Here is a 12,420-nt window from a genome sequence, read left to right on the forward strand (position 1 = left end):
GGTCTTCGCCCGGATGACGGTGGTGTGTGGGGCGGCAGGGTGAGGCCAGATACGCTATCGCTCAAGGCCCCCTCACCGGCCTGCCGGTCACGCTCTCCCCCTGAGGGAGAGGGTTTTCTCGGGCTGTAAATTCGCGGTCCGGATATTGGGCTCAGAATGCCGCAACCGGGCTTCGCCCTTCTGGGAGATCAGCGGGGTTTCACCTACGCATTGCCGATGACGATGCCGGCGGCAAAGACCAGGGAGCCGCCCAGAACCACCTGCAGGACGGCGCGCCAGAAGGGGGTGTCCATGAACCGCTTCTGGATCCAGGCGATGGTCCAGAGCTCGACCACCACGACAGCCATGGCGATGGTGGTGGCGGTCCAGAAATGGGGGATCAGGTAGGGCAGGGCGTGGCCCAGCCCGCCCACGGCGGTCATGATGCCCGAGGCAAAGCCGCGCTTGATGGGCGAACCGCGACCGGTCAAACGCCCATCGTCGCTGGCCGCTTCGGTAAAGCCCATCGAAATGCCCGCGCCCACCGATGCGGCAAGACCGATCAGGAAGGTCGACCACGTATCGCCCGTTGCGAAGGCGGCCGCAAAGATCGGTGCAAGGGTGGAGACCGAACCGTCCATCAATCCCGCAAGACCGGGCTGGATATAGGTCAGAACGAAATTGCGGTGCGCCGTGGTTTTTTCGCTATCGCGGATTTCGGTGTCGAGATGGGCGTCTTCAAGGGCTTCGGCCTTGTGCTCGTGCCCGCGCTCGGCACGTTCGAGATCGCCCAGCAATTTGCGGGTATCGGCATCCTTGGTCTGTTTGATGGCTTCGGCATAAAACCGCGCGGCGTCCTGCTCCATGTCGCGGGCCTGATTGCGCACCGTGTCCAGATCGAGTTCGGCCATCAGCCACACGGGCTTGCGGGTGTAAAAGCCACGCACATGCTCACGCCGGATCGGCACGATGGAGGGACCGAACCGCGCCGCGTAACGGTCAATCAAAAGGCGCCGATGAGTGTCTTCTTCGGCCGCCATGCCGTCGAAAATCGCGGCGCTGGCCGGATAGTCCTCGCGCAACCGTTCGGCATAGGCGGCATAGATCCGCCCGTCTTCCTCTTCGGACGAAATGGCCAGGGCAAGGATTTCCCTTTCGGACAGGGACGAAAAATCGCGTCGGGCGGGACGAAAGGCTGTCAGCATGGAAGGGCACTCGATCAAATAGTTTAGAACTATTCTAAACTACTCGGCGCTTCTGGCAACCACCTTTTGTGTTCTTGTTTCGCAGGCACTCATCTGGTCAAGCAGCCATGAGCGGAATTTGCGCGTGCGGGCCGGCAGCTCTCGCCCCCTGGCGGTCGCGAACCAGTAGCCAAATTTTGAATGCGTGATGGTCGGGAACGGGGCGACCACCTGTCCGCGCTCCAGCCCGTATTCGGCCATGATGCCAAGCGCGAGAAGCACACCTTGCCCTGCAATGGCCGCGTCGAACGCCAGGGCCGGATCGGAGATCGTGGGGCCCGCAAGTTTCAGATCGGACTGGCCGGCGGCGCCCAGCCAGTCGGGCCAGGAGAGCATGGACGCCTGATCCATGATGACGGGAACCTGGGCCAGATCGGCCGGGGTTTTGAGCCGTTCGGCCAGCCCGGGCGCGCAGACCGGAAACACCGCATGGGTGCCGATGGGTTCGGCCATAACGCCCGGCCAGTCACCGGCCCCGAACCGGATGGCGCAATCGACGTCCGGGCGTCCGAGATCGACCAGAGTGCCGGTGGTCAGGAGTTTCAGTTCGATTTCGGGATGGACGGCACCCAGATCGGCCAGCCGCCATATGAGCCAGCGCGAGGCAAAGACGTTGCCCACCGTGACGGTGAGAAGATTACGGTCCTGCGAAGGGGCCATAAGGCTCGCCTGCGCGCGGGCCAGTGCGGCAAAGCCGGTGTCGAGATCGCCCAGAACGCCCAGGAGCGCGCGCGTGGGCACCAGCCCCCTGGGCGTGCGCTCGAACAGGGCCAGCCCACACCGGTCTTCGGCGCGGCGAATGTGCTGGCTGACGGCGCCCGGCGTCACCCCCAGCGCCTCGGCGGCTGGGCCAAGCGCCCCGTGCCGCGCCACGAGAGCGAGGGCATGGAGGGCATTGAAGGGAATAAAGGCCGCTTCGCTCATATAGTTTTTCTAAACGAAGGAGAAGAAGTTGTCGATGGGAGCCCACCGACTGTTCGGCGATACTGTGGATCAATTCATCGAAGGCTACGACAAATGCTAAAATCCATCCTACGCTTTTTGACCGAACCCGAACCCGAACCGGCATCCGGGACGCGGCAGAACGATGCCGAAGGGCTCGATCGCCTCGATCTGCGCGCCCTGGCCGACCTGCCGGCCTATCATCCGCGCCCCGAACCGGGCCGCCCATTGGTCCTACATGACAGGATGCCGCCAGATTGCTAAAGTTTGACCTCGGGTGCCGGGTGGATGGCGCCCAGATGAGGAGAAAACCCATGAAAAATCTGTCGCTCGCCCTTCTGGCGGCTTGTGCCGCATCGACCCTTGCGCTGCCCGCTTTGGGGATGGAATTGACCGAAACCTGGCGTCTGGAAGGATTTCAGATGCCCGAATCGGTGATTTACGATGCCGCCAACGACCGCATCGTCATCGGCAACATGGTCGCCATGGGCGCCGAGGCCGGCGAAAACGGCTACCTGTCGCTCGTTTCGCCCGACGGCGAGATGGTCGAGGAGCAATGGGTGACTGGCCTGCAGGACCCGCGCGGCATGGCCATCGTCGAGGATCAATTGTTCGTCGCCGACAATATGGGCTTCCATATCATTTCGCTTGCCGACGGCTCGCTGGTCGAAACCGTCACCATGGAGGGTGCCGCGTTTCCCAATGACGTCACGGCCGACCAGGACGGCAATGTGTACATTTCCGACATGTTCAACCAGACCATATGGCGCTACGCCGATGGCGCGGCGTCGATATGGTTCGGGCCTGATGAGGGCATGACCTTCCCCAACGGGCTCCTGGCCCATGACGGCCAGATCATAATAGGTTCGATGGGCGCCGATATGGGCGAAAATTTCACCTTCGGAACGCCGGGCGGGCTCTATGGCGTCGATATGGACGCAACCGATGTGACCCCGCTCGACGGAGCGACCGAAATCGGTGCCATCGACGGGGTGGCGGTGATCGGGGACACCATCATCTTCAACGATAACCCGACCGGGGCCATCTATGGCTGGCAGGATGACGAGGCCGTTGAACTCGCCAATGTGGGCGCCGGCGGGGCCGATATCTCGGCCTATGATTCGATCGTCCTCGTGCCCCAGATGCAGCAGGGTGCGCTGATCGCGCTGAGCCTGACCGAGTAGGATTATTCGCAGATCCGGGCTGTGCAGCTCTGGCCGTGACAGCCCAGATCGAAGTGGAAATGGTCCTCGTGCTCGGAATTGGCCTCCGGCCCTAGAACGGTGGTGAACCGCCCGCATGCCGCCGAATGGGCAAAGGAGAGGAATTTGGCTTCCGGCTGCGCGGGCAGCGCCCTCCAGTCATTGAGGACCGATGCCGCCGTGCCATCGGCGAAATTGACCGCTGTGATGTCGAGCGCGTTGCCCAGGCCGTGCTCGGATACAAAGCCGGTGTCCGCGCCGTTGCGCAGGCGGCAGGTATAGCCCGGCCCGGTGGCAAGGCTTTCAATTTCTGTATCGAGCACCGCGACGGCATAGGCATCGACCTCGCCGGCCCAATCGACAAGGGCGGTGGCCATCGTGCAATTGGTGACCGGCGTGCCCGAAAGCGGGATTTCCCTTCCATTGACGACAATACCTGAAACCGCAATCGGGCTTTGCAGACCGCAACTGCCTTCCGAGAGCGGCGGCACGATCTCCCCGATCACCGATCCGGTGAGCAGGGCCGGACAGGCGGCCTGATAGACGCGATCGACCTCGCCGGTTTGCCCGGGTTCATCCTCGGGCAATGTTTCTGGCGCGGCGACCGGAGCTTGTTCCTCACTCTCGTCGCCAAGCCCTTCGGGCCGGGGCTGGGGCAGCGGGGGTTGGGCCTGGGTTTCCTGGCCGTTGGCCGGTATCGCGGTGAACAGGACCAGGGAAAACAGCACGGCAAGGCGGGTCATTTGCGGCTCCGGAGGGCGGTCGGGTCCATCTCCAACGCGCAAAGCCGCGACATGTTGCCAAAACTCGCGTTAACCGCGCACAAACCATCTTCCCGAAACGCCGGGTTTGCTGCTATCAGCGGCCCCATGAAAACACCGCAGAAGACCCCGCTTTCTTCCATCCGCAATTTTTCCATCGTGGCCCATATCGACCACGGGAAATCGACGCTTGCCGACCGTCTGATCCAGCTCACCGGCGGGCTCGATCTGCGCGAGATGAAAGAGCAGGTGCTCGATTCCATGGATATCGAGCGCGAGCGCGGCATTACCATCAAGGCCCAGACCGTGCGGCTCGAATATGAGCACACCGATGGCAACCACTATGTGCTCAACCTGATCGATACCCCGGGCCATGTCGACTTCGCCTATGAGGTCAACCGCTCGCTCGCCGCCTGCGAAGGTTCGCTTCTTGTGGTGGACGCTGCGCAGGGCGTCGAGGCGCAGACATTGGCCAATGTCTATCACGCCATCGAGGTCAACCACGAGATCGTGCCGGTCCTCAACAAGATCGACCTGCCTGCCGCCGAGCCCGAGCGCGTCAAGTCCCAGATCGAGGACGTGATCGGCATCGATGCGTCCGAGGCGGTGGAAATCTCTGCCAAGACGGGGCTGGGGATCGACAAGGTTCTGGCCGCCATCGTCGAGCGTCTGCCCGCGCCCAAGGGCGATGAGAATGCTCCGCTCAAGGCCATGCTTGTCGATAGCTGGTACGATCTTTATCTCGGCGTCGTTGTGCTGATCCGGGTGATCGACGGGCGTATCCGGAAAGGCCAGAAGATCCGCATGATGCAGGCCGGAGCCTCCTATGAACTCGATCGGGTGGGCGTGTTCACCCCCAAGCTTGTCGAAGTGGGCGAACTTGGCCCGGGCGAAATCGGGTTCTTTACCGCCTCGATCAAGGAAGTGGCCGATACCAATGTCGGCGATACAATCACCGATGACAGAAAGCCCACGGCAGAACCGCTTCCCGGCTTCCGCCCGGCCCAGCCTGTGGTGTTCTGCGGCCTGTTTCCGGTCGATGCTTCAGATTTCGACGATCTGCGTGCCGCCATGGGCAAGCTGCGTCTCAACGATGCGAGCTTTTCGTTCGAGATGGAAACCTCTGCCGCGCTCGGGTTCGGGTTCCGCTGCGGGTTTTTGGGGTTGCTGCATCTCGAGATCATTCAGGAGCGGCTGAGCCGGGAGTTCAATCTCGATCTCATAACCACGGCACCCTCGGTGGTCTATGAAGTGCAGATGACCGATGGCAGCGAAGTGATGCTGCACAATCCCGCCGACCTGCCCGATCCGGTCAAGATCGAGGAAATCCGCGAACCCTGGATCAAGGCGACCATCTTAACGCCCGACGACTATCTGGGCGCGATTTTGAAACTCTGCCAGGACCGGCGCGGCATCCAGACCAACCTCTCCTATGTCGGTCAGCGCGCCATGGTGGAATACGACCTGCCGCTCAACGAAGTGGTCTTCGATTTCTACGACCGGCTGAAATCGATCTCCAAGGGCTATGCCAGTTTCGACTACCAGCTCGACGATTACCGCGCGGGTGATCTGGTCAAGATGAGTATCCTGGTCAATGCCGAGCCGGTCGACGCGCTCTCGATGCTGGTGCACCGCTCACAGGCCGAGCATCGCGGCCGCCAGATGTGCGAAAAACTCAAGGATCTGATTCCTCCGCACCTGTTCGTCATTCCCATCCAGGCCGCTATCGGCGGGCGCATCATCGCCCGTGAGACGGTGCGCGCCATGCGTAAGGACGTGACCGCCAAATGCTATGGCGGCGACGCGACGCGTAAGCGCAAGCTGCTCGAAAAGCAGAAAGAGGGGAAAAAGAAAATGCGCCAGTTCGGCAAGGTCGAAATCCCCCAGGAAGCCTTCATCAAGGCGCTCAAGATGGACGATTGAGCCGAGCCAGGAGGCCGCAATGAACCATCCTGTCGTAAAATACGATGCCGAAGCCAACGCGGCCTATATTCGGTTCTCGAGCGCCCGGGTGGAGGCCAGCCAAGAGGTGTCGCCGGGCGTTGTGCTGGATTACGATGCCGAGGGCCATATTGTCGGCATGGGAGTTCTCGATGCGCGCGCACACCTGCCTGCCGATGTGCTCACAAAGGCCGCCTGAATAAAAAATGTCGGGTGCCATAAGGTCCAGTCGTCCTCTGGTCGGCCCGCATGACGGGTCGGCACAAACCGGAGTTTGGACAGATGAAATATCTCACCATGGTGACCACCACCAACGCGGCCGAAATCGGCCAGCCGCCCGCCGAACTGATGATGGCAATCGGGGAGTTGGCCCAGGAGGCCGGGCCCAAGCTCATCGATAATGGCGGCATGGCCAGAATGGGCTTGGGCGCGATCAAGAAGGGCAAGCTCAAGGTGGACGGCCCCTTTACCGAGACCAAGGAAGTGGTCGCCGGCTTTGCCATCTACGAGCTCGACAGCGAGGCTGAGGCCGTCGCCTGGGTTCGCAAATTTCTCGAGCTGCACGAGACCCATTGGCCGCAGTGGGAGGGCGAAGTGGAACTGCTCGAGATCATGTCGATGGGCTGACAGTATAGGGGCGCCGAAACCATCGGCGCCCCTGATTGCCTATCCAGCGCAAAGCTACCCGTCTGAACTGGACCTGCAACTCCGTAGCGGTTGATGGTAACCCCGCTGGGCGAAGTGACCGACCTGATCAGTGTCAGCGCGCTGGGCGCCCCATCGCCACCAAACAGCCGCTTGCCCTTTCCAAGCAGCACCGGGAAGGTGAGGGTGTGAATTTCGTCGACCACATCTGAGGCCAATAGCGCTTGGATGAATTGTGCCGAACCTTGTGTGAGAAGATTTCGTCCCTCTTGCGTCTTGAGCTGGCGCACCGCCGCAACGGCATCGCCTTTAAGCACATGGCTGTTTTGCCAGTCCGTTGCATAGCCGGGGTTGCGGGTGGCGACATATTTGTTGATGGCGCCGAACTGGTCGGCCAATTCGTCCTGCCCTTCGAGTTTTGGCCAGTGATTGGCGAAGATCTCGTAGGTCCGGCGGCCCAGTAACAGATCGTAGGGGTCGGACAAAATGGCGTCCATGGCCTTGCCGACGGCTTCGTCGAAATAGGGAACCGTCCAACCGCCGAGCGTAAAGCCATTATCGGTATCTTCCTGCGGGCCGCCGGGGCCCTGCATGACCCCGTCAAGACTGACAAAGGCGGCAACACTGAGCTTTCTCATTTCATCTCTCCTTTAGGTTCATCGTGCGGGGGCAAATCCCGCTTCCTGACCCAAGGACGAGCCATCTCTTAGCCAGCCGACATTTTGGCTTGTGGTATTTCAGTTCGCGTCCGGGTGCCAGCGCGCCAATGGCGCATCGCGTTCGAGATTGTAAAAGCCGCTCGCTTGTGCCGCCTGCCACTCGCCTTCGGTGCCGTCAGGCCAGAGCATGCGGATGTCGGCGCTTTGCGCATCGCCCAGCCCGAAATGGGAAAAGCCCGCGATCCCGCTCACATGCCCGCCGCCCGATGTGATCTCGCGGCGCTGGACGCCATCGCCCGTCCGCACCTCGATCCAGCCGCCGATGGCATCGCGGTTGGCGCCGGACTGGTGCGGGGCTATAGCCAGCCAGTTGCCGGAAGTGTGGCTGACATTTTGCCAGAGCTGGGCCTTGTCGTGCCGGTTGACGACGAGCAGATCGAGCTGCCCGTCGAGATTGAAATCGGTCAGCGCCGCGCCGCGCGCCGTCAGAAGACTGGCAACCCCTGCCTCTTCGCCCGCTTCGAGGAACGTGCCGTCCGAACGCTGAAGCAGCAGATTGTTGGGGTCGAGCAGCGCGAAATCGGGCATTTCCCATACATTGCCCTTGGCGACGAAAAGATCGGCCAGTCCGTCATTGTTGACGTCCTCGAACTGAGCATGCCAGGCGGTCGAGGGCTTTATCTCTCCGCCCGTATAGGGGCGATGCGCGGTGACGCCGCGCGCATAGGCAAGGTCGGAATAAACCGGAAGCGGCGCTCCGGCCTCCGGAATCTCGGCAAGCACCTGAAGCTTGTTGTCGGCCATCGAGGTGAGGAAATATTCCGGATAGCCGTCCGAATTCAGATCGTGTCCGGCAATGCCCATGCCCCAGATGCGCAGCCGCTGCCAGCCATCCTCGGGGCCGTAAAGTTCCGGCGCTAAACCGGCCTGGATGCGCCAGAGCTGTTCCTGTCCGCCCTTGTAATACTCTCTGTCATTGGAAACGCGCAGCGATGGCGTGCCCGACCGGTTCCAATCGGTAAACAGCATCGAGAGAGCGCAATAGCTTGGCGTCAGGGGGATCGGCGTGCCGAAACGAGCGTCGGTGGTGTCTGGACGGTGCAGCCAGTTGTCGGTGCATGACCCCCACGGCATCATCGTTTCATACCGATCGACATAATTGCCGATGGCCAGCGTCGGCCAGCTTTGCCCGGCCTCCCATGTGGCGGCAAAGGCGGTGGACCAGCCGTCCCCTCCATCAAACCCCCAATCGGTGTTGGCGCTTTCGAACCGGCAATCGCCCAGTCCGCGCATCACCTGGTTTTCGCCCACCCGCAGCAGGGCGATATCGATAATGCCGTCGCTGTCGATATCGAGGGGATAGGCGCCGGTAACGGCCTCCATCTCCAGCCCGCTCGCCTCCTGGGCAAAACTGAGCGCGCCACCGACCTCGCCGGTGTTGCGGTAAAATTTCGCCGGCGCCGTGCCGCCGGCCAGCACCATGTCGGGTTTTCGGTTTCCGTCGCAATCGAAGACGGCGACGCCCCCGCCCACCATATATTCCCACTCGCCCCAAAAGACGCTGTCGATCCCGGCGCTCGCCGTGACTTCGGCAAAGTGGGGAATGGCCGGCTCCTGGCCCAGAGCTGGAGCGACAACAAGGCTCAATCCGAGAACCAACCGCATCATGACGGGCTCCGCGTGATGAGCGCGTTGGTGAACCCGGCGATACACCGGCCCTGTTCGAGCCCCAGTTCGATGGCGGAGCGGAAATGAATGCCGCCATAAAGCCGCGACACCGCCGCTTCCTCGGCCGCTTCCCAGAAACTGGCAAAATGGCGCACGGCCAGCCCGTCATCTTCATGGGTGCGGTCGGAAAACCCGAAGTTCTCGCCGAAATGGGCTTCCAGCATGCTTGCCGCCGCGCCCGATTGAGTGGAGTGGCCCGACGGATATTCGGGAAACGGTGGGGTGATCAGGATGGGCTGCCAGTCCGGATCGACCAGTCGGTTGAGATAGGTCACCGGGCGCACGAGATTGTACTGATATTTTGCATCCCAGCACCCGATGAAGGAATCGGCCAGCACCACGCCGAGCCGGGCCAGAACGTCAACGGTTTCGGCAAGGTCTGCATCCTTTTTTTCAAGCGCATCGAGCGTGAGGAAGATCCAGTGACCCGGCGGCGTGGGCGAGAGCATGGGATCATCCGACCAGAACCGGGCGATGGCTTCCTGTTCGTCGGTCAGGTTGACCACGGCGTCGTGGACCTCCATGGCCTCCTCGTAAAATGGCGAGCCCGGCGCCTCGCTGTAAGCGGGCGGCGGGGGCAGCGCGCAGCTATTGCCTTGCGGCATGGCAAAGGGCCGGTTGTTCCCCCAGCCGGGAAGCAATGGTGCCTGTTGCACGGCCACGCGGTTTGTCGGGACCCACAGCGAGGGGTCTTCAACGGTTTCAAAATCATAGGGGAAGCCCAGATTTTCGATGACCGCTCCGCCATCATCAAGCGACCAGGCCAGAATGTGCTCGCCGATCGCGGTGCCCAGCGCGGTGCTGCGCGCAACGATATCCGGATCGACACCCTCGGCCAGCATCGTCGCGGTGCGGGCATCCATGGTGTCCATGGCCCGCTGGCCCGTCGGCCCGGTATTGCCGAAAAACGCGTTGGCGCCGAAACTCATCGCCGCATGGAGCAGAATGGCTTCGTCATAGGCGGCGCCGGGCGCGCGCCCGGGCAGGGGGTCGAGCGCGTTGAGCTGGCCAGCGAGCGTTGAGAACCCATCGTCCCCACTCGCCACGGTCTCATAGGCGGTGACCCCCAGATAGCCGAACGCCCGGCTGGCAACGGGCGGCGAATAGGTGGGCGTATGCCGCACTAATTCAAGGATCAACCGGTTCCAGCCCACCAGCACGTCCTGAGCATCGGGCCGTTGGGCCTGGGCCGGTTGCGCGGCGCCAACCGCCAGAACCACTGCCAAAAGGCGCAGCCACCTCACCCAATTGTTCCGCCGATTTCCCCCCAAGAGCGAGCCTCCCAACTCGATAACTTTCGTCGTATCTATGCACGGCGCCCGCCGCCTCGCAAGGCCGGCAAGGGCCGCTGGTTCCGGAAAACGGACCCGGCCCGGCAGTGTCAAATCCCTGTTGCGCCCCGCCCCCGCTTACAGTAGGTTCGCGCCGAACCGTTTGGGCGTTCTCCGCCCCGGGCACCCGTAGCTCAGCTGGATAGAGCGCTGCCCTCCGAAGGCTGATGTCAAGGGGTCAGGTGACAAAGGGGAGATGAAAAGAAGTAGTAAGAACAAGGATTTGCGAGGCCCTCGTTCTTGTCTTTCAACTCGCGAAAAGTTCACGTAAGCACTGCGTAAGCAGTTGCGACGCGGTAAGCACCCATAGCTCAGCTGGATAGAGCGTCGCCCTCCGAAGGCGAAGGTCTCAGGTTCGAATCCTGATGGGTGCGCCATTTTTTTCTCTTAACCCAAAGACTTACGCCGCTGCCGGTTGTGGTGCCAGTGTGTGGTGTCCGAAAGCATCACGGCATTTAGTCGGGATTGGAGTTGACGCGAGTTGGTGGCCTACCCGAGCGTGCAACTCGGCTTCGCGCACCATCTGCCTTCAAAACAGCTGACCTGCGCCCCGCGCCGCCCTCACTTTTTATGGGAGCGCCGCGGATTGATAGTCCATCTTTTCGGTTGGATCGAGTGCGCCGTGAGCCGAGCCCCTCAAGAGCTCGGGCGATCGGCGCACGGACGCCGGAGTAAGTCCGCCTAGCGCCGAGTGCGGCCGGACATTGTTGTAGTCGTGCCGCCAGCGGGCGACGCAGCGGCGGGCGTGGCTGAGGCTCTCGAAGACCTCCTCGTTCAGAAGCTCGTCGCGCAGCCACCCGTTGAAGCTCTCCACGAAGCCGTTCTGCTGCGGCTTGCCCGGCGCGATGTAGTGCCATTCCACGCCCGCTTCCTGCTGCCAGCGCAGGATCGCCCGACTGGTCAGCTCGGTGCCGTTGTCAGAGACGATCACCGCCGGCTTGCCGTAGAGCCGGATCAGCGCATCCAGCTCACGCGCAACCCGCTCGCCCGAAAGCGAGGTGTCGCACACCAGCGCCAGGCACTCGCGCGAGAAGTCGTCGATCACGGCCAGGATGCGGAACCGGCGCGCCGCGCCGAACACGTCCGCCAGGAAGTCCAGGCTCCACCGCTCGCACGGCCCGGAGGGCGTGAGTATGGGCCGACGCGATCCGGTCGCCCGCTTGCGACCGCGCCGGCGTTTCACCGCCAGGCCTTCCTCACGATAGAGCCGCCTCAGCTTCTTGTGGTTCATCGTGATGCCTTCACGTTCGAGCATGATCCCGATCCGCCGGTAGCCGAACCGGCGGCGTTCCGCCGCGATCTCGCGCATGCGCTCGCGAACCTCCGGGTTGTCCGGCGGGTGCTCATGGCGGACGGTCTTGGGATCGACGCTCACCAGCCGGCAGGCTCGACGCTGGGAGACCTCATAGCGCTCCATCAACGTCACAGCCGCACCGCGCCGCCGCTGGGGCGTCGTCAGTTCTTTCCCAGCAGATCCTTGAGCATCGTATTGTCCAGCACTTGTTCGGCCAGCAGACGCTTCAACCGGCTGTTCTCGTCTTCGAGCTGCCTGAGCCGTCGCGCGTCGGACACCTCCATCCCGCCGTATTTCGACTTCCAGCGATAGAAGGTGTTCGCGCTTATGCCGTGCGTGCGGCAGACCTCCGCGGTGGGCTTTCCCTGCTCCTGCTCACGCAGGATAGAGATGATCTGCTCCTCGCTGAATCGGCTCTTTCTCATGGGTCCGTCTCCTGGTTGAGCGGACTCCCATTTCAAATGCGGGGCCAAACGGGGCGCAGGTCACTAGTTGGGTGAGGCTGGCGCCATCACACGGTCGCGCGCGCCACTTGCTCTGGTAGGGTTAGTCCGGAAGACGACCTCGCTGGTGCGCGTCGCTTCCTCCTCGACCGTGGGCTCCGGCTGCTTTTCCGGGTCGATGGCCGCCGCATGATCGTCGGCGGGGGCAACATGGCTGCGCTCCTGTACGTCGATGCCGGATCGCCGAGATC

Annotated in this window: 11 protein-coding genes, 1 tRNA gene and 1 pseudogene; 6 read left to right on the forward strand and 7 right to left on the reverse strand. The window is 62.4% G+C overall.

Going from position 1 to position 12,420, the window contains the following annotated elements; translation table 11 throughout:
* Nucleotides 1-203: 203 nt before the first annotated feature.
* Together mbfA and KKY_RS17360 are read right to left on the reverse strand one after the other, a co-directional pair.
* Nucleotides 204-1,184 (reverse strand): iron exporter MbfA, encoded by a 981-nt coding sequence (mbfA, locus tag KKY_RS17355; RefSeq protein WP_014132693.1) that lies wholly within the window; start codon nt 1,182-1,184, stop codon nt 204-206.
* A gap of 39 nt (nt 1,185-1,223) precedes the next feature.
* Nucleotides 1,224-2,147, reverse strand: coding sequence for a LysR substrate-binding domain-containing protein (locus KKY_RS17360; RefSeq protein ID WP_014132694.1), 924 nt, complete (start codon nt 2,145-2,147; stop codon nt 1,224-1,226).
* Between the two features lie 93 nt (nt 2,148-2,240).
* Between KKY_RS17360 and KKY_RS17365 the strand changes: the two genes are divergently transcribed.
* Both KKY_RS17365 and KKY_RS17370 read left to right on the forward strand, forming a co-directional pair.
* A complete protein-coding gene (locus tag KKY_RS17365) occupies nt 2,241-2,429 on the forward strand; it encodes a hypothetical protein (protein ID WP_014132695.1) in 189 nt (62 codons plus the stop codon).
* A gap of 50 nt (nt 2,430-2,479) precedes the next feature.
* The gene (locus KKY_RS17370; RefSeq protein WP_014132696.1) at nt 2,480-3,349 is read left to right on the forward strand and encodes an SMP-30/gluconolactonase/LRE family protein; all 870 of its coding nucleotides are present in this window, start codon (nt 2,480-2,482) and stop codon (nt 3,347-3,349) included.
* Nucleotides 3,350-3,351: 2 nt separating this feature from the next.
* Here the strand turns inward: KKY_RS17370 and KKY_RS17375 are convergent, their stop codons facing one another.
* Entirely contained in the window at nt 3,352-4,110 is a 759-nt protein-coding gene (locus KKY_RS17375; protein WP_014132697.1) for an extensin-like domain-containing protein, read from the reverse strand.
* A gap of 126 nt (nt 4,111-4,236) precedes the next feature.
* On the opposite strand from KKY_RS17375, the gene lepA reads away from it, so the two are divergent.
* From lepA to KKY_RS20895, 3 genes are all read left to right on the forward strand, one after another.
* Entirely contained in the window at nt 4,237-6,051 is a 1,815-nt protein-coding gene (lepA, locus tag KKY_RS17380; RefSeq protein WP_014132698.1) for a translation elongation factor 4, read from the forward strand.
* Nucleotides 6,052-6,070: 19 nt separating this feature from the next.
* On the forward strand, nt 6,071-6,268 hold the full coding sequence (locus KKY_RS17385) for a DUF2283 domain-containing protein (protein WP_014132699.1): 198 nt from the start codon (nt 6,071-6,073) through the stop codon (nt 6,266-6,268).
* Between the two features lie 83 nt (nt 6,269-6,351).
* Nucleotides 6,352-6,696 carry a YciI family protein gene (locus tag KKY_RS20895; protein WP_041528865.1) on the forward strand — a complete coding sequence of 115 codons (345 nt, stop codon included), beginning with the start codon at nt 6,352-6,354 and terminating at the stop codon, nt 6,694-6,696.
* 20 nt (nt 6,697-6,716) lie between these two features.
* On the opposite strand, the pseudogene KKY_RS20170 reads toward KKY_RS20895, so the two are convergent.
* The 3 genes and pseudogenes from KKY_RS20170 to KKY_RS17405 all read right to left on the reverse strand — a co-directional run.
* Nucleotides 6,717-7,352 (reverse strand): annotated as a pseudogene (locus tag KKY_RS20170) (dihydrofolate reductase family protein); the annotation flags it as partial.
* Between the two features lie 99 nt (nt 7,353-7,451).
* Nucleotides 7,452-9,041 (reverse strand): CRTAC1 family protein, encoded by a 1,590-nt coding sequence (locus KKY_RS17400; protein ID WP_014132701.1) that lies wholly within the window; start codon nt 9,039-9,041, stop codon nt 7,452-7,454.
* Nucleotides 9,038-10,345 carry a vanadium-dependent haloperoxidase gene (locus KKY_RS17405; RefSeq protein ID WP_014132702.1) on the reverse strand — a complete coding sequence of 436 codons (1,308 nt, stop codon included), beginning with the start codon at nt 10,343-10,345 and terminating at the stop codon, nt 9,038-9,040. The genes KKY_RS17400 and KKY_RS17405 overlap by 4 nt, the downstream gene beginning before the upstream one ends.
* A 387-nt stretch (nt 10,346-10,732) precedes the next feature.
* Here KKY_RS17405 and KKY_RS17410 point away from each other — a divergent pair.
* Nucleotides 10,733-10,809 (forward strand) — tRNA-Arg (locus KKY_RS17410).
* A 191-nt stretch (nt 10,810-11,000) separates the two neighbouring features.
* On the opposite strand, the gene KKY_RS17415 is transcribed toward KKY_RS17410, so the two are convergent.
* Nucleotides 11,001-12,151 (reverse strand): IS3 family transposase gene (locus KKY_RS17415; protein WP_420850707.1). Its coding sequence is split into 2 segments (ribosomal slippage): nt 11,001-11,899 and nt 11,899-12,151, totalling 1,152 coding nucleotides; the frame shifts between segments, so codons are not numbered across the junction.
* Between the last annotated feature and the right edge of the window lie 269 nt (nt 12,152-12,420).

This window comes from Pelagibacterium halotolerans B2 (assembly GCF_000230555.1).
Lineage (GTDB): Bacteria > Pseudomonadota > Alphaproteobacteria > Rhizobiales > Devosiaceae > Pelagibacterium > Pelagibacterium halotolerans.